12 protein-coding genes are annotated in these 16,408 nt (G+C 51.0%); 9 read left to right on the forward strand and 3 right to left on the reverse strand.

What is annotated here, in order from left to right; genetic code table 11:
- The first annotated feature begins 292 nt into the window (after positions 1–292).
- From cydD to treA, 5 genes are all read left to right on the forward strand, one after another.
- Complete coding sequence (gene cydD / locus RS889_RS13810; protein ID WP_315707692.1) at positions 293–2,059, forward strand: heme ABC transporter permease/ATP-binding protein CydD; 1,767 nt, start codon at positions 293–295, stop codon at positions 2,057–2,059.
- Between the two features lie 19 nt (positions 2,060–2,078).
- Positions 2,079–3,800 (forward strand): heme ABC transporter ATP-binding protein/permease CydC, encoded by a 1,722-nt coding sequence (gene cydC / locus RS889_RS13815; RefSeq protein WP_315711055.1) that lies wholly within the window; start codon positions 2,079–2,081, stop codon positions 3,798–3,800.
- Positions 3,801–3,994: 194 nt separating this feature from the next.
- The gene (aat, locus tag RS889_RS13820; protein ID WP_290182543.1) at positions 3,995–4,705 is read left to right on the forward strand and encodes a leucyl/phenylalanyl-tRNA--protein transferase; all 711 of its coding nucleotides are present in this window, start codon (positions 3,995–3,997) and stop codon (positions 4,703–4,705) included.
- Between the two features lie 110 nt (positions 4,706–4,815).
- The gene (gene infA / locus RS889_RS13825) at positions 4,816–5,034 is read left to right on the forward strand and encodes a translation initiation factor IF-1 (RefSeq protein ID WP_002211347.1); all 219 of its coding nucleotides are present in this window, start codon (positions 4,816–4,818) and stop codon (positions 5,032–5,034) included.
- Positions 5,035–5,363: 329 nt separating this feature from the next.
- Positions 5,364–7,019, forward strand: a complete 1,656-nt coding sequence (gene treA / locus RS889_RS13830; protein ID WP_315707693.1) for an alpha,alpha-trehalase TreA — start codon at positions 5,364–5,366, stop codon at positions 7,017–7,019.
- 360 nt (positions 7,020–7,379) lie between these two features.
- On the opposite strand, the gene clpA is transcribed toward treA, so the two are convergent.
- Together clpA and clpS are read right to left on the reverse strand one after the other, a co-directional pair.
- Positions 7,380–9,656: an ATP-dependent Clp protease ATP-binding subunit ClpA gene (gene clpA, locus RS889_RS13835; RefSeq protein WP_315707694.1), complete on the reverse strand. Its 2,277-nt coding sequence runs from the start codon at positions 9,654–9,656 to the stop codon at positions 7,380–7,382.
- Between the two features lie 30 nt (positions 9,657–9,686).
- Complete coding sequence (gene clpS / locus RS889_RS13840) at positions 9,687–10,007, reverse strand: ATP-dependent Clp protease adapter ClpS (RefSeq protein WP_290183118.1); 321 nt, start codon at positions 10,005–10,007, stop codon at positions 9,687–9,689.
- A gap of 339 nt (positions 10,008–10,346) precedes the next feature.
- Between clpS and cspD the strand changes: the two genes are divergently transcribed.
- On the forward strand, positions 10,347–10,568 hold the full coding sequence (cspD, locus tag RS889_RS13845; protein ID WP_021015572.1) for a cold shock-like protein CspD: 222 nt from the start codon (positions 10,347–10,349) through the stop codon (positions 10,566–10,568).
- 99 nt (positions 10,569–10,667) lie between these two features.
- Here cspD and RS889_RS13850 read toward each other — a convergent pair whose 3' ends face one another.
- Positions 10,668–12,326 (reverse strand): DUF2813 domain-containing protein, encoded by a 1,659-nt coding sequence (locus RS889_RS13850; RefSeq protein WP_315707696.1) that lies wholly within the window; start codon positions 12,324–12,326, stop codon positions 10,668–10,670.
- Between the two features lie 195 nt (positions 12,327–12,521).
- On the opposite strand from RS889_RS13850, the gene RS889_RS13855 reads away from it, so the two are divergent.
- The 3 genes from RS889_RS13855 to hcr all read left to right on the forward strand — a co-directional run bounded on the left by RS889_RS13855 (position 12,522) and on the right by hcr (position 16,334).
- On the forward strand, positions 12,522–13,424 hold the full coding sequence (locus RS889_RS13855) for a LysO family transporter (RefSeq protein ID WP_315707697.1): 903 nt from the start codon (positions 12,522–12,524) through the stop codon (positions 13,422–13,424).
- A gap of 179 nt (positions 13,425–13,603) precedes the next feature.
- Positions 13,604–15,256 (forward strand): hydroxylamine reductase, encoded by a 1,653-nt coding sequence (gene hcp / locus RS889_RS13860; protein ID WP_315711057.1) that lies wholly within the window; start codon positions 13,604–13,606, stop codon positions 15,254–15,256.
- 70 nt (positions 15,257–15,326) lie between these two features.
- Positions 15,327–16,334: an NADH oxidoreductase gene (gene hcr, locus RS889_RS13865; RefSeq protein ID WP_315707698.1), complete on the forward strand. Its 1,008-nt coding sequence runs from the start codon at positions 15,327–15,329 to the stop codon at positions 16,332–16,334.
- The last annotated feature ends 74 nt before the right edge of the window (positions 16,335–16,408 follow it).

Raw genomic sequence — 16,408 nt, forward strand, 5'->3', positions numbered from 1 at the left:
ATTGGCGCAATGCCGTCGTTAAAAACAGACTTCTGCGGTATTGGAATAATGGTTAATGATGGCGGATTTATCAGCAAACGCGTCCGGAAGAGTCAACTTTTCGGACGCGTTTTTTCGTTCTGTTACGCAAAAATTGATCGAAACACACTTATGAGATGGTCTTTTCATTTGCAGACCGGCATTGTCAGGGTAACATGGCGCTATTCTGACCGCTGGCAAACAGTTGTGTTAACCAACGGTTATATAAGCGTTATTTTTATTAACGCCTCACTGAAAAGACAATCTGCTCCTGATGAAAAACACCCGACAACAAGAACTGACTCGCTGGCTGAAACAACAAAGCAAGCTGGCACAACGTTGGCTACGTTTATCGCTACTGCTGGGATTCGCCAATGGTCTGCTGATCGTGGCGCAAGCCTGGCTGTTAGCCTCACTACTGCAAGCGCTGATTATTGACCGAATTCCCCGCGATACATTACTCAACACATTTTTGCTATTGGCGATGACTTTCACTCTGCGGGCAGTGGTCACTTGGGTACGAGAGCGGGTCGGTTTTCATTGTGGCCAGGTTGTGCGCCAGCAGATTCGTAAAATGGTATTGGATCGCTTACAACAATTGGGACCAGCCTGGGTACAGGGAAAACCGGCCGGCAGTTGGGCGACAATGATCCTGGAGCAGGTGGATGACATGCAGGATTACTATGCTCGCTATCTGCCGCAAATGTATCTGGCCACCTTGATCCCGGTACTGATTTTAATTACCGTCTTTCCGATCAACTGGGCTGCCGGATTGATCCTGTTTCTGACCGCCCCACTCATTCCGCTGTTCATGGCACTGGTCGGTATGGGTGCCGCCGATGCCAACCGTCGCAATTTTCAAGCACTGGCGAGACTGAGTGGGAATTTTCTTGATCGCCTGCGCGGTCTGGAAACATTACGGCTGTTTTATCGTGCACAAGCAGAAACCGAACATATCAGCCAAGCGGCTGAAGATTTTCGCAGCCGGACAATGGAAGTCTTGCGCATGGCGTTTCTCTCCTCCGGCGTACTGGAATTTTTCGCTTCTATCTCTATTGCTGTGGTCGCCGTCTATTTCGGGTTTTCCTACTTGGGAGAACTCAATTTTGGTCATTACAGTACGAGCATTACACTGTTTGCCGGTTTTCTGGTATTGATTCTGGCGCCTGAATTTTTTCAGCCGCTGCGCGATCTGGGTACCTTTTATCACGCCAAGGCACAAGCCATTGGTGCAGCAGAAACACTATTCAGTTTTTTGTCTGCGGACAGTGAACAGGTCGGCGATGGGCAGCAGGCATTCACCAACACGTCACCAGTGGGCATAGAAGCTTGTGACCTGGTAATCCTGTCACCCACCGGCACACCGCTTACCAGCCCCCTCTCATTCGTGATTCACCCCGGTCAACGTATCGCACTGGTCGGCACCAGCGGCGCGGGGAAAAGTTCTTTGCTGAATGTCCTGCTGGGCTTCCTGCCCTACCACGGCACATTGCAGGTAAACGGCTGCGAATTGAGCTCACTTTTGCCATCATCATGGCGACAACACATAAGCTGGGTGGGGCAAAACCCACATCTGCCGGAGCAGACACTGCGACAGAATATTTTACTGGGTCACCCAGAGGCGGATGAAACACAGTTACAACACGTGATTGAACGCGCTTATGTGCACGAATTTACCGACCAATTGCCATTGGGTCTGGAAACACTGGTCGGTGAGGGTGCCGCCCGGCTTTCTGTTGGTCAGGCCCAGCGTGTCGCTGTGGCACGAGCATTGCTGCATCCTTGCCACCTGTTGCTACTGGATGAGCCCGGCGCCAGTCTGGATGCCCACAGCGAACAGCGTGTCATGCACGCTCTGAACGATGCCGCCAGGCAGCAAACGACCTTGCTGGTAACCCATCAACTCAATGATCTGTCGGACTATGATGATATCTGGGTAATGGCGAATGGCCGCCTTGTGCAACAAGGACGCTATGACACCCTGAGCACAACACCGGGCGCGTTTGCCGAACTGCTGAACCAGCGTAAGGGAGATCTGTGAGATGGAGAAGATTCAAGCTATGCAGGCATTAAAACCCTTTCTCGCCCTCTATCGTCGTCATATCTGGCGATTAAGTCTGGGCGTTATTCTGGCCATTGTTACCCTGCTGTCCAGCATCAGTCTGTTAACCCTGTCCGGCTGGTTTCTCGCCGGGTCGGCACTGGCGGGAGTCGGCGGATTATATACTTTCAACTATATGCTGCCTGCCGCTGGTGTGCGTGGCGCGGCCATTCTTCGTACCGTCAGCCGCTATGCGGAGCGGCTGGTCAGTCATGACGCCACATTCCGGGTTCTCCAACATCTGCGCGTGTTCACTTTCAAGCGTATTTTGCCTCTCTCCCCCGGTGGAATCGCTCGCTTTCGTCAGGCAGAATTGCTCAACCGGCTGGTGGCCGATGTCGATACACTGGATCATCTGTATCTGCGCGTCATTTCCCCGCTGGTAAGCGCCTTGCTGGTGATACTCGCCGTGGCTTATGGTTTAAGCTGGTTAGATACCACTCTGGCTACCGTGCTGGCGGCAATTATGCTGGCATTGCTGGTGATATTACCGCTGGTGTTCTATCGTGCCGGTCAGCCAGTTGGTTTCGCGCTGACAGACTTGCGAGCACAATATCGAGTACAACTCACGACCTGGTTGCACGGGCAAGCCGAACTGACCGTGTTCGGCGCTCTACTGACATTTCGCCAACAACTGGAACACCTTGAAAACCGGTGGCTCTCTCACCAACGCCACCAGGCGGCATTAAACGCGCTGGCGCAAGCTATCATGATATTCAGCAGCGGCCTGACCATCACCCTGATACTGTGGATGGCAGCGGATGGCATCGGTGGTGACAGCCAGCCAGGCGCGCTGATCGCCCTGTTCGTCTTTTCCTCTCTGGCAGCCTTTGAAGCGCTGGCTCCGGTTGCTGGCGCTTTCCAGCATATGGGACAAGTCACCGCATCAGCAGCACGAGTCAGCCAACTGATGGAACTTACCCCCGCTGTCGTTTTCCCGGAACATGGCCCCGCACGCCCACCACAAGTGACCTTGACACTGGATAACATCAGCTTCACTTATCCAGACCAACCACTACCGGTATTGAAGCAGATATCGCTATCCATTAAGTCCGGCGAGCATATTGCGTTGCTGGGACGCACTGGGTGCGGAAAATCAACCCTGTTACAACTGATTACCCGTGCCTGGGATTGCTCTCAGGGTGAGATTCGCATTAATGATGTCCCCATGACGCAATGGCGTGAAGAGACCCTTCGCAGCATGATGCGCGTGGTACCACAGCGCACCCATATTTTCAGTACCACGCTGCGGGACAATTTACGCCTTGCCGCGCCAGACGCCGATGATGAACAGTTGAAAACGGTGCTAAGCCAGGTCGGGTTAGAAAAATTGCTAGAGAATGAAGGGCTTAATGCCTGGCTGGGCGAAGGTGGACGCCAGTTGTCTGGAGGCGAACACCGACGCATCGGGCTGGCCCGAGCACTACTTTATTCAGCACCATTGATACTGCTGGATGAGCCAACGGAAGGATTGGATGCCGAAACCGAACAACACATACTGCAACTCCTGCGCCAGCAATGTATTGGGAAAACACTGATCATGATTACTCATCGGCTGCGCGGTCTGGAGGAGATGGATCGGATCTGTGTGATGGATGGCGGGCGTATCGTCGAACAAGGTAATCATCAGGCATTAATGGACCAGCAGGGACGATACTGGCAATTCCGGCAACATGTATAACGCCAGCCGTTTATAGTGTAATACAGGTCATTTAAGTAAACTGGCATCGACAAGCTATATGGGCCGTGCCAAGCCTGCATGGTTGATTCAAGATACAGAGGGAAACACAGAGATAAGGTTCCTGGATGGGGGCTTCACTCTGTGATCGCCCCTGGTATTCCGGTCTGTTAACTGACTGCTTTTGGAGGGTTATAGTGCCATTATTTGAACTCTCTCCGTACTCACTGCAGTTCCCCGATCCGGAAAATGCATTATGTGAACCTAACGGACTGTTGGCATTGGGTGGGGATTTGTCTCCTCAACGGTTACTCGCCGCTTATCAACAGGGTATTTTTCCGTGGTATTCCCCAGGAGAAGCGATCCTATGGTGGTCGCCCGATCCACGCGCAGTGCTGTTGCCAGAACAATTCCATATCAGCCGCAGCATGAAAAAATTCATGCGCAAAACAGACTATCAGGTCACGCTGAATTACGCTTTCGAACATGTTATCGCCGCTTGCGCCAGTGAGCGGGCGGAGGGCACCTGGATCAGCCAGGAAATTATGGCGGCTTATTGTCAGTTACATCAGTTAGGAAGGGCACATTCAGTAGAAGTGTGGCATAATCGCCAACTTGTCGGGGGAGTGTATGGTATCTCGCAAGGCGCGTTGTTTTGCGGAGAATCCATGTTTAGTCGGGCTGACAATGCCTCCAAGTATGGATTGCTGTCGTTCCAACAACACTTCATACGCTGTGGCGGTCGTCTGATTGATTGTCAGGTACTTAATGCACATACCGCCTCATTAGGGGCCTGCGAAATACCCCGCCACCAGTTTTTGCAGCGACTTTCCCAGCTTCAGAACACAGCTATTTCAGAGACCTGCTGGCACCCGCAAACGGTAGTGCGCCCTACCCTGGTGCCGTAAATAGTTGTTGATAAATCATATTCAGATTATCAACGCTTCTTTACATAACGCGGGTTTTTCGGCATTATCTTGCCGGTAAAAAACTAAGGTAGTTAAACCTAGAGGATTCGATGGCCAAAGAAGACAATATTGAAATGCAAGGCACCGTGCTTGATACGCTGCCCAACACCATGTTCCGCGTTGAATTGGAAAACGGCCACGTGGTCACCGCTCATATCTCCGGTAAAATGCGTAAAAACTATATCCGCATCCTGACGGGTGACAAAGTCACAGTGGAATTGACCCCGTACGACCTGAGCAAAGGCCGCATTGTCTTCCGTAGCCGTTAACCGGTTCGCCCATCGCTAACCATAGCGATCCCGAGGATATTTAATTTCTCTGCTTAGCCCTTTCCGTCCGCGGTAAAGGGCCTTTGCTCTCTTTTCGCCACGCTTGCTTACCATTTTCTATTGCAATATATTGTAAGAGTATACGTTCTTCGCCATGGGTGCGAAAGCCAGCAATCACGCGCGATGCACACCATCCTCGCTGGTCATTATCATAAAAGCCGATGATTCAATATCATGGTTTTTTTATTCTATCAGTCCCGAGTTGGACAATATCCCCTTAGCGTCTACTTTTCATTAACAGCCACATTTGCAAACATGGAGACTTGCCAATGATTTCATTCCGCGTAGTAAGGAGGTACCTTCTGCTAATTATTCTGCAATGTATTATCGCCAATAATGTTATACCTATTGCCTGGGCTGAACCCGTAACAGCTTCAGAAGTAAATTCACCGCCAGATGTTCTGTTTGGCCCACTGTTCAAAGCCGTACAACGCGCAAAGCTGTTCCCCGACCAAAAAACGTTTGCTGATGCCGTTCCCAAATATGAGCCATCAGCAATCATGGCGGATTACTACGCACAAAAGAATCAGCACCATTTCGATCTGAACTATTTTGTGCAAAACAACTTTACGCTACCTTCGGATGGGAAAGGCTTTATTCCCCCCGGCGGTCAGACATTGCGTGAACATATCAACGCTCTCTGGCCACATTTGACCCAAAGTACACCGGATATTGCCCGCTGGGACTCGCTGTTACCACTGCCTAACGCATATGTCGTGCCCGGTGGACGTTTTCGGGAGGTTTACTACTGGGACAGTTACTTCACCATGCTGGGGCTGGCCGAAAGCGGCCAGTGGGATACCATTCGAAACATGGTGAACAACTTTGCCTGGCAAATCGATCAGTATGGCCATATTCCTAACGGGAACCGAACCTATTATCTCAGCCGCTCTCAACCCCCGTTTTTCAGCAAGATGGTGGAATTGCTTGCCACACACGATGGCCAAAACACATTAGTAACTTATCTGCCGCAGATAAAAAAAGAATATGACTACTGGATGGCAGGTGCAGAAGATCTGAAACCCGGACAGGCCAGTGAGCGCGTGGTACGTTTGCCGGATGGTACCGTACTGAACCGTTACTGGGATGAGCGCGATGTGCCCCGTACCGAATCCTGGCTGGACGATGTAACCACCGCCAGTGCGGTCAAAGGGAACCAACGGGCTCGCCTCTACCGCAACCTGCGAGCGGGTGCTGCCTCAGGCTGGGATTTCAGCTCCCGTTGGCTGAAAGATCCCATGAAACTCTCTACCATCAACATCACAGAGATCTTGCCTGTTGACCTGAATTCGCTGATTTATCATATCGAAAGGGTTCTGGCAAAAGCCAGTCAGTTAGAGAATCATACTGACGCTGCCAGGCGCTATACCGAACTCGCTGCAAAACGCCGGCAAGCCATCAATCACTATTTCTGGAATACCGCCAAAGGCTACTACGCTGATTACGACTGGAAACAGAAAGAAGTACACAATCAACTCACCGCCGCGACCCTGTTTCCGTTATATGTACAGGCGGCAACCGATGAATATGCCAACAAAACAGCAGAAGTCGTCCGCGCCGAGTTGTTGAAAAAAGGAGGATTGGCTACGACCACCATTCATACCGGTCAGCAATGGGATGCGCCTAACGGCTGGGCACCGTTACAGTGGGTCGCAGTTCAAGGCTTACGTTACTATCACCATGATGCGCTGGCACGGGATATCGGCACCCGCTTCCTGAATAGCGTGGTTCAAACCTATCATCTTGAAAACAAACTGGTAGAGAAGTATGACATCGAAGGTGACACTGGCGGCGGCGGTGGCGGTGAATACCCGTTACAGGACGGTTTTGGCTGGACCAATGGCGTTACCATGAAACTGTTGGCGCTGTATCCGCTGCCGGAGGATCAACCAGGCACCGTGTCAAACGATAAACTCGCGCAGTGACCTAGTGGCACTATCCTGGCATCTCAGCGCCATGAGATGCCGCTCATTCGCCCAAAATCATGCCATCACACGTTGTCTGTCATGACTATTCTGGCAATACCCATTCAGTTGTCGTATTGATTGAATAGCGTTGCGGAATGACGCAATGTCATGACTGAAAACCGACCAAAAGAAAGGGCATCCGAAGATGCCCATATATGCTCGCCATACTTCAAGTTGCTGTGCGTTGGCTGTACTTAATCACTCGGCCCATCCCTGGGTTCGCTCCTTTGGAGCCACTGCAAGCCGCGTTCAAACGGCTCCCGACAGATTTGTCACCCAAACCACTTGAGTATTGGATGATGATGTCGGCAAAGAAACTCAGTGCACCGCACCTTCTGCCTTCTTCTTCTGCGCGCTAAGGAAACGGTAAGTCAACTGCTGTGCTTCCTTATCCAGTTCCACCGTGACGGAACCACCATCCACCAACGCCCCAAAAAGCAGCTCGTTGGCCAATGGTTTTTTCAGGCTTTCCTGCATAACGCGAGCCATAGGCCGGGCCCCCATCGATTTGTCATAACCTTTTCCTGCCAGCCAGTTACGGGCATCTTCACTGACTTCCAGCGATACACCTTTCGCATCCAACTGTGCCTGTAGTTCAACCACAAATTTATCCACCACTTGCTGAATAACCTCAGGTGAGAGATGGTTGAACCAGATAATGCCGTCCAAGCGGTTACGAAACTCCGGCGTAAACACTTTTTTGATCTCTTCCATTGCGTCGCTGCTATTATCCTGATGGATAAGCCCGATAGACTTACGCTGCGTTTCACGCACGCCGGCATTGGTGGTCATAACCACGATCACATTGCGGAAATCTGCCTTGCGACCATTGTTATCCGTCAGTGTGCCATTATCCATTACCTGTAGCAGCAGGTTGAAAACATCCGGATGCGCCTTCTCGATTTCATCCAGCAGCAATACAGAATGCGGATGCTTGATCACTGCATCAGTCAGCAGACCTCCCTGATCAAACCCTACATAGCCCGGAGGTGCGCCAATCAGGCGGCTAACCGTATGACGCTCCATATATTCGGACATATCAAAGCGTAATAACTCGATATCCAGCGCCTTGGCCAATTGCAGCGTCACCTCGGTTTTCCCGACCCCGGTCGGACCGGCAAACAGGAAGGACCCTACCGGTTTACGATCATGCCCTAACCCGGCACGACTCATCTTGATGGCTTCCGTCAAGGCTTCAATCGCCTTGTCCTGACCAAACACCAGCATTTTCAAACGATCGCCAAGATTCCTCAGCACATCGCGATCACTGGCCGACACCGTTTTTTCCGGAATACGGGCAATGCGCGCCACCACAGATTCAATATCTGCCACATTAACCGTCTTCTTGCGTTTGCTTATTGGCAACAAACGGCTGCGCGCACCAGCTTCATCAATAACGTCAATGGCTTTATCCGGCAAATGGCGATCATTGATGTATTTCACCGCGAGATCTACCGCGGCACGAACTGCTTTTGCGGTGTAACGGACATCATGGTGTGCTTCGTATTTCGGTTTCAGGCCATTGATGATCTGTACTGTCTCTTCCACACTGGGCTCAGTGATATCAATCTTCTGGAAACGACGGGCCAGTGCCCGGTCTTTTTCAAAGATATTACTGAATTCCTGATAGGTCGTGGAACCAATTACTCGAATCTTGCCGCTGGAAAGCATTGGTTTAATCAGATTGGCAGCATCCACCTGACCGCCCGACGCCGCACCGGCACCAATAATAGTATGAATTTCATCGATAAACAGAATGCTACTCTGATCTTGCTCCAGCTGTTTCAGTAGCGCTTTGAAGCGTTTTTCAAAATCACCACGGTATTTGGTACCAGCCAATAGCGAACCGATATCCAACGAATAAAGTGTACAGTCAGCCATCACTTCCGGAACATCGCCCTGCTCAATACGCCAGGCCAACCCTTCCGCGATAGCCGTTTTCCCTACTCCTGATTCACCTACCAGTAGCGGATTATTCTTACGACGGCGGCACAGTACCTGAATAGTCCGCTCCAGTTCTTTTTCACGCCCAATCAGCGGATCAATACCGCCGACACGGGCAAGCTGGTTCAGATTGGTGGTGAAGTTTTCCATACGATCTTCCCCTCCGGCCGGCTCTTCATTTACCGGATTTTCCAGGTTTGGTGACTGTCCGGATTCCTCTTTGCGCGTTCCATGTGAAATAAAATTCACAATATCCAGACGGCTGACATCATGCTTGCGCAGCAGATACGCAGCCTGAGATTCCTGTTCGCTGAAAATGGCAACCAGAACGTTGGCACCAGATACTTCACTGCGTCCCGATGATTGTACGTGGAACACTGCACGTTGTAATACCCGCTGAAAACTCAGCGTTGGTTGAGTATCCCGCTCTTCATCACTTGATGGCAACGTCGGCGTGGTCTGTTCAATGAACGTCTCCAACTCCTGACGCAAAACGGCCAAATCTACCGTACAGGCCTCCAGTGCTTCACGCGCAGCAGGATTACTGAGCAGTGCCAGTAACAGGTGCTCCACGGTCATAAACTCATGCCGGTGCTCACGCGCCCTGGCAAAAGCCATGTTGAGACTGAGTTCCAGTTCTTGATTGAGCATAGGCACCTCCCAAAATAAAATTGCCCTAATTCAGGCTTTTTCCAGCGTACAGAGCAACGGGTGCTCATTTTCCGTGGCGTAACGATTCACTTGCGCGACTTTCGTTTCCGCCACTTCGGCGCTGTAAACACCACAGATTGCTTTCCCTTCGTAGTGAACAGTAAGCATCAGTTGCGTTGCACGTTCAATATCATAAGAAAAGAACTTTTGCAGCACGTCAATAACAAATTCCATCGGTGTGTAATCATCGTTGTTTAATATCACTTTATACATCGATGGTGGCTGCACTGCTTCAGTATGTTTTTCTTTGATCGAGCCCTCGGTATGTGGCCCTGTACTGTTATTTCCCATCATCTGCCCATTGTGGTCTGACTGTCATCTACCAGCGACTTACTCTACTGCATTAATACTAGCCTACGTGATTTTCATTTTACATCGTCAGGCCAAACACGTCCCTATCAACCACTGCATTATGAAATAGTCTTGATCATTAACGTCGAATAAACATCTCAATAGCGTTACCTATATCAAACTTTGACAAACTCCCCTACGGGTGAAAAGCCGGATCGCTTGACGCCGAGATCGATTTCACTAGAGTGTAGAAATGAATTGATGGCGTTTTAATCAATTCAGATTCACCTTAACCAATAACCTCGCCTCAAAGAATATTTTTGAGAAGGATGGAGATGCATGGAGATAGGTACTGTTAAATGGTTCAATAACGCCAAAGGCTTTGGCTTTATTTGTCCTGAAAGGGGTGGTGAAGATATTTTCGCTCATTATTCAACCATTCAGATGGACGGTTACAGAACGCTCAAAGCTGGGCAGGTCGTGCAGTTCGATGTGCACCAGGGACCAAAAGGCAATCACGCCAGTCTGATCGTGCCAGTAGCCAGTGAAGCCATCGCCTGAGCATCCACAGCGCTATTCCCGGTTCACATTCCCTAATCCTGGTCTCAGGTATATATACAGATGCTGGTCACTTTCGCGACCAGCATCTTTTCCCCTGTCTCAGCCCGCCCGACCCCGCGCCAACCATAATACGTGGGAAAACATGGTACGGATCAACGGTGGAATTGCACCATTTCCCAATGCCATTGACTCCATCGCCACTTCAATAGCCAGATCCGGTTTGGAACTGCGATGAATCGCTTTCGTGATAACTTTGGAGGCAGAGAGCGGCACCGAGTCTGGTAACTGCGCCACTCGATGGTAAACCTGTCTGAAACCATTTTTATACATGAAATGTTCCATATCCAGTGATGGCAGCATCGTCAAATGGTCACGTTCCTGCTCTGCCTGGGCTGTCAGCAGACTGCGTGCCGTCGCTGCATATTTTTTACCGGCGTCGTCTCCATCCACCAGCACATACCACTCAATCCCCATCCGATGGGCAAACTTCAACAACGGCTTCAGTCCCGACTGGGCGAATTCAATCACCTTAATCCCTTCCGATTCAAAATGATGGCCGCACTGTCGAGCTAATTCACTGAGCATCCAGACTTCGGTTTCACCTTCCACCAGCAACCAACAACGAGCAAACAACGATGCTGGTCGGTTCAACCGAATATGAAAAGCGATACGGCGACTATCTTCCGGGCTCATCCCTGACCGTCCGATACGATAAGTGGAAACTTGTGATGACTCTCGCACCAGACGGCACAATTGCTCCACTGGCACCAGTGATAACAGCTCTCCTGAATTAGTGGTGGTCACTTTCTGCAATGGCAACTGATTCAGTAATCCCCACGCCACTGAAAGCATAATTGGATGCAGACGGGTTTCAGGGTCTTCTATCAGCAACAATGGCCGGGAGTGTGGATCCAATGACACCGAACCTTTCGCCTGCAACAGGGTAGAGAACAGTTCCAGCAGAATAATTCGTCGACTACGGCTGTTCGGCCCCGCAATCATCCGATTGATATTGTCCAGTGAACGCCAATATTTGCCGTTGCCGGAATGCGTATGACGATGATGACTATCACCCGTATCGCCACTCTGTGCGGAAAAATAGTGATCCACTAACTGACGTATTGCCGACATTCCCTGACGGAGATCCTGGTTGGTCAACTTGTTAGGATTTTGGTCCAGTTCCCGCATGAGGATTTCAAACTGACGGGACAGTTTTTTATCGACATCCAATGTTGGCATCAGCGCACCGGAGCGGGTGTGACGGATAAAGCGGGAATCTCGCATCCTTAATACTGGATGCAGGCGGATCACTTCACTCGCCAGCCAGTCAATGTTGTCCAACGCAAGCGCGTGTCCATTAGCATCCAGAAAGCTGCGCCAGGTGCATACCGACTTAGTTTCATCCACTTCGGCTTCCAGTCGGTAGAAGATACGGTATAGCCGTCCTTCTCCTTTTATCCACACAGGCTCGAGCGAACGGTAACGCGCGGCCAGATGATGGCCAGGCGACGTTTCACAAAAAGTGAAGACAATCTGCAAATGATGCTCCCGACTGGTTTCATCGCCGGGTGTAAAATGAAAGTCATGGAGTTCAAAATGATAGAGTGGTAACGCCGGAGCCAGTAAAAGCGACAGAGCATCCAGCAGGCTGGATTTTCCCCAGGCATTCTCACCAATCAGTACGGTGGTTTCATCCAGGGTCAATGACAGACGGTTAATCCCACGGAATCCGAGAATCTCTACTCTTTCCAGATGCATTCTCACCTCCTGTTCGGTTTTCCTTACATGAGCATGACGATAAAACGGTTGCAGGGTCAAGTTCTGTCGTCTGGATATGCTTTACTCCGCAAAATAATTTGTTTAATTTGAGCAAATTATCTCTGTGTGGTCGCGATTCTCCCGCCAGTTTTTATCAAAGCCTATCTCAATAGGCGTTAAGGATGCCGCTTCATCATGTATTCAGGATTATTGATCATCTTACTGCCGTTAATTCTCGGCTATCTGATCCCCCTGCGCGCAAAAAAGGTGTTACAGATTATCAACCGTCTACTGAGCAGCATGGTGTATATCATTCTGTTCCTGATGGGGATCAGTCTGGCGTTTCTGGATAATCTGGGCAGTAATTTGCTGGCTATCTTCCGCTATGCATCCGTCTGTTTTATCTGCATCACCGCAGCGAATCTATTGGCACTGTGGTTGCTGGAAAAGCGAACCCGCTGGACCGGCAGCAACACCGGTCAGGAGGCGTTACCTTCCCGTCTACGCATGGCGCTGGAGTCGCTCAGGTTATGTGGTGTGGTATTCGGCGGTTTTTTGTTGGGGCTCAGCCAATTATCTATCCTGACCTTTGCGGCCAAAGGCAGCGAATACGCCTTACTGTTTCTGCTGTTTCTGGTGGGCGTGCAGTTACGCAACAGCGGTATGACGCTACGTCAGATTGTACTGAACCGACGGGGAATGATTGTGGCGCTGGTGGTCGGCATCAGTGCGTTGGCGGGTGGCGCGCTGGCATCGGTATTGTTGCAATTGCCGCTGAATACGGCGCTGGCGATGGCATCCGGCTATGGCTGGTATTCGCTCTCCGGTATTCTGCTGACTGACGCTTTTGGACCGGTGATTGGTAGTGCCGCTTTCTTTAACGATCTGGCGCGGGAACTGACAGCGATAATGCTGATCCCCACACTGATTCGTCATCATCGCGCCAGTGCGCTGGGCTTGTGCGGCGCGACTTCCATGGACTTCACCTTGCCCGTACTGCAACGCAGTGGCGGCATGGATATGGTGCCACCCGCTATCGTGCATGGTTTTTTGCTGAGCCTGCTAGCCCCTATATTAATGGCGCTGTTTTCATCATGATTTGCGCCTCGCCGTAATCAGCCCAAAGGCTGATTGAGAGTCATTTTCATCCTCTGCCGCGAAAAATTGCGCTGCATCAACTTTACGTAAAATTGCATTAAAAAAGCCTTTTTACCGGAGGCATCCGGTTCTATGCTCTTAAACAGGTATTAAAAATGCAACTTTAAAAGGACGCGATGATGTATTGTGTGCAATGTGAACAAACCATGCGAACACCAGTTGGTAATGGTTGTGCTTACGCCCAGGGCATGTGCGGCAAAACGGCCGAAACCTCCGATTTGCAAGACCTGTTAGTGGCCGTCCTGCAAGGCTTGTCCGCCTGGGCACTGCAAGCCCGTGCACTGGGCATTGTTGATCATGACGTTGATAGCTTCTCGCCACGCGCTTTCTTTTCCACGTTAACCAACGTTAACTTCGACTCCCAACGCATTATTGGCTACGCCAAAGACGCCATTGCTTATCGCCAGGCATTGGCTACGCGCTGTCGTCTACTGGATGCCAGTGTCAAGGTCAGTCATCCGATGGCCGAATTGCAACTGGCCGGTGATGATATCCCTACACTACAAGAACAAGCACTCAGCTTTGCGCTGAATAGCGATAAAACCAGCGTCGGTGATGATATTCACGGACTACGTATGTTGTGCCTGTATGGTCTGAAAGGTGCCGCCGCTTACATGGAGCACGCCCATGTCCTCGGTCAATATGATGATGAGATTTATGCACACTATCATGCGCTGATGGCCTGGCTCGGTACTCGGCCTGCGGATATGGACACACTACTGAATAACGCCATGGACATCGGCAAGATGAATTTTAGCATCATGGCAATTCTGGATCGGGGTGAAACCGAAGCCTATGGCAACCCACAACCAACGGCAGTTAACGTGCGCCCGGTGGCGGGCAAAGCCATTCTGATCTCCGGTCATGATCTGAAAGACCTGCAAACACTACTGGAACAGACTGAAGGCACTGGCGTCAACGTCTATACTCACGGTGAAATGCTGCCAGCCCACGGCTACCCTGAATTGAAGAAATTCTCGCATCTGGTGGGAAACTACGGCAGTGGCTGGCAGAACCAGCAGACTGAATTCGCCAGGTTTCCCGGCCCGATACTGATGACATCCAACTGTATTATCGATCCTGACGTAGGCAATTACAGTGATCGCATCTGGACGCGCAGCATTGTGGGTTGGCCAGGCGTGAACCATCTGGAGGGTGATGACTTCAGCGCGGTGATCGCTCAGGCGCAACATCTGAGCGGCTTCCCATACAGTGAAATCGAACACCTGATTACCGTAGGGTTTGGTCGCCAGACCCTGTTGAACGCCGCTGATACCGTTATCGACCTGGTGGCACAGAAAAAGCTGCGCCATGTGTTTCTGGTAGGCGGATGTGATGGCAGCCGTGATGAACGCAGTTATTACACCGATTTCACGCTCAATATTCCACAGGATTGCCTGATTATGACGCTGGCCTGTGGGAAATATCGTTTCAACAAGCTGGATTTCGGCACACTGGAAGGTTTGCCACGGCTGTTGGATGTCGGTCAGTGTAACGACGCTTACTCCGCCATTATGCTCGCCGTAAATCTGGCGGAAAAACTAGGCTGCGGCGTGAACGATTTACCGTTGAGTCTGATGCTGTCCTGGTTTGAACAAAAAGCCATTGTGATTCTGCTGACGCTGTTGTCTCTGGGTGTAAAGAATATTTATACCGGGCCGACGGCACCGGGATTCCTGACGGAGAATCTGCTGGCCATCCTGAACGAAAAATTCGGTATGCGCGCCATCACGACGGTTGAACAGGATCTGAACGAGATTCTGAACGCCTGATCGCGACGATTTACGTTTCTGTCCCGTTGCACCGATGGCGACGGGAAGACCGGATAGACGGAGAATTGCCATGACTATGCCAACACCTGTGTGCCCTTACCGTATGCAGATACATTCAATTCATCAGGAAACGCCGGACGTATGGAGCATTTCCCTGATCAATCACGATTTTTATCCATATCAGCCCGGCCAGCATGCACTAGTCTGCATTGCCAACCGTGCGGATACTCTGCGCGCCTATACACTGTCGTCATCTCCAGGTCTGAGTCGCTTCATCACCCTGACGGTGCGTCGACTGGATAATGGCATCGGTTCACGCTGGTTGACCGGGCAGCTCAAACCTGGCGACTATCTGTGGCTGTCTGATGCCGAGGGAGAATTCACCTGTACCCACGCGGTAAGTGATCAGTACCTGATGCTGGCCGCTGGGTGCGGTGTTACGCCGATAATGTCTATGTGCCGCTGGCTGTTGGCTCACCGCCCGCAAACCGACATTAGCGTGATAGTGAATGTGCGCGATCCACAGCAAGTGATCTTTGCCAACGAGTGGCAGGCACTGCGCCAACGATACCCACAACAATTACAGCTGACGCTGATGGCGGAAAACAACGCCAGTGAAGGTTTTCTGCATGGCCGTATCACGCAGGACATCTTATCAAGACAGGTGCCGGATATTGCCCACCGCACCGTGATGACCTGTGGCCCCATCCCGTACATGAAACAGGTGGAAGCGCTGTGTACGCAAGCAGGTGTCGCGGCCAACCACTTCTATAGAGAACATTTTGGTGCGCCGGAAACGTCGGTTGATATTGGCAGTGAGCAACTCACCATGACCATCAGCCATCCATTGCGACAGGTAAACGTTCCGGTAGGCATCAGCCTGCTGGCCGCACTGGAAAGCCATAAAGTGCCGGTTAACGCTGCCTGCCGGGCCGGAGTTTGTGGTAGCTGTAAAACCAGGATACTCAGTGGACAGTACGTTACCACCAGCACCATGACACTAACCCAGGATGAGATCTCACAAGGTTATGTACTGGCCTGTAGTTGTCAGCTACAAGGGGACGTCGTTCTGGCCTGAAATATTACGGCGGACTCGTTTCCGCCACTGTTAGCATCTCACCTCGCGGTTCACGTTTTTGTTACACCGCTTTT

The organism is Brenneria uluponensis, from assembly GCF_032395385.1.
Classification (GTDB): Bacteria; Pseudomonadota; Gammaproteobacteria; order Enterobacterales; family Enterobacteriaceae; genus Prodigiosinella; species Prodigiosinella aquatilis.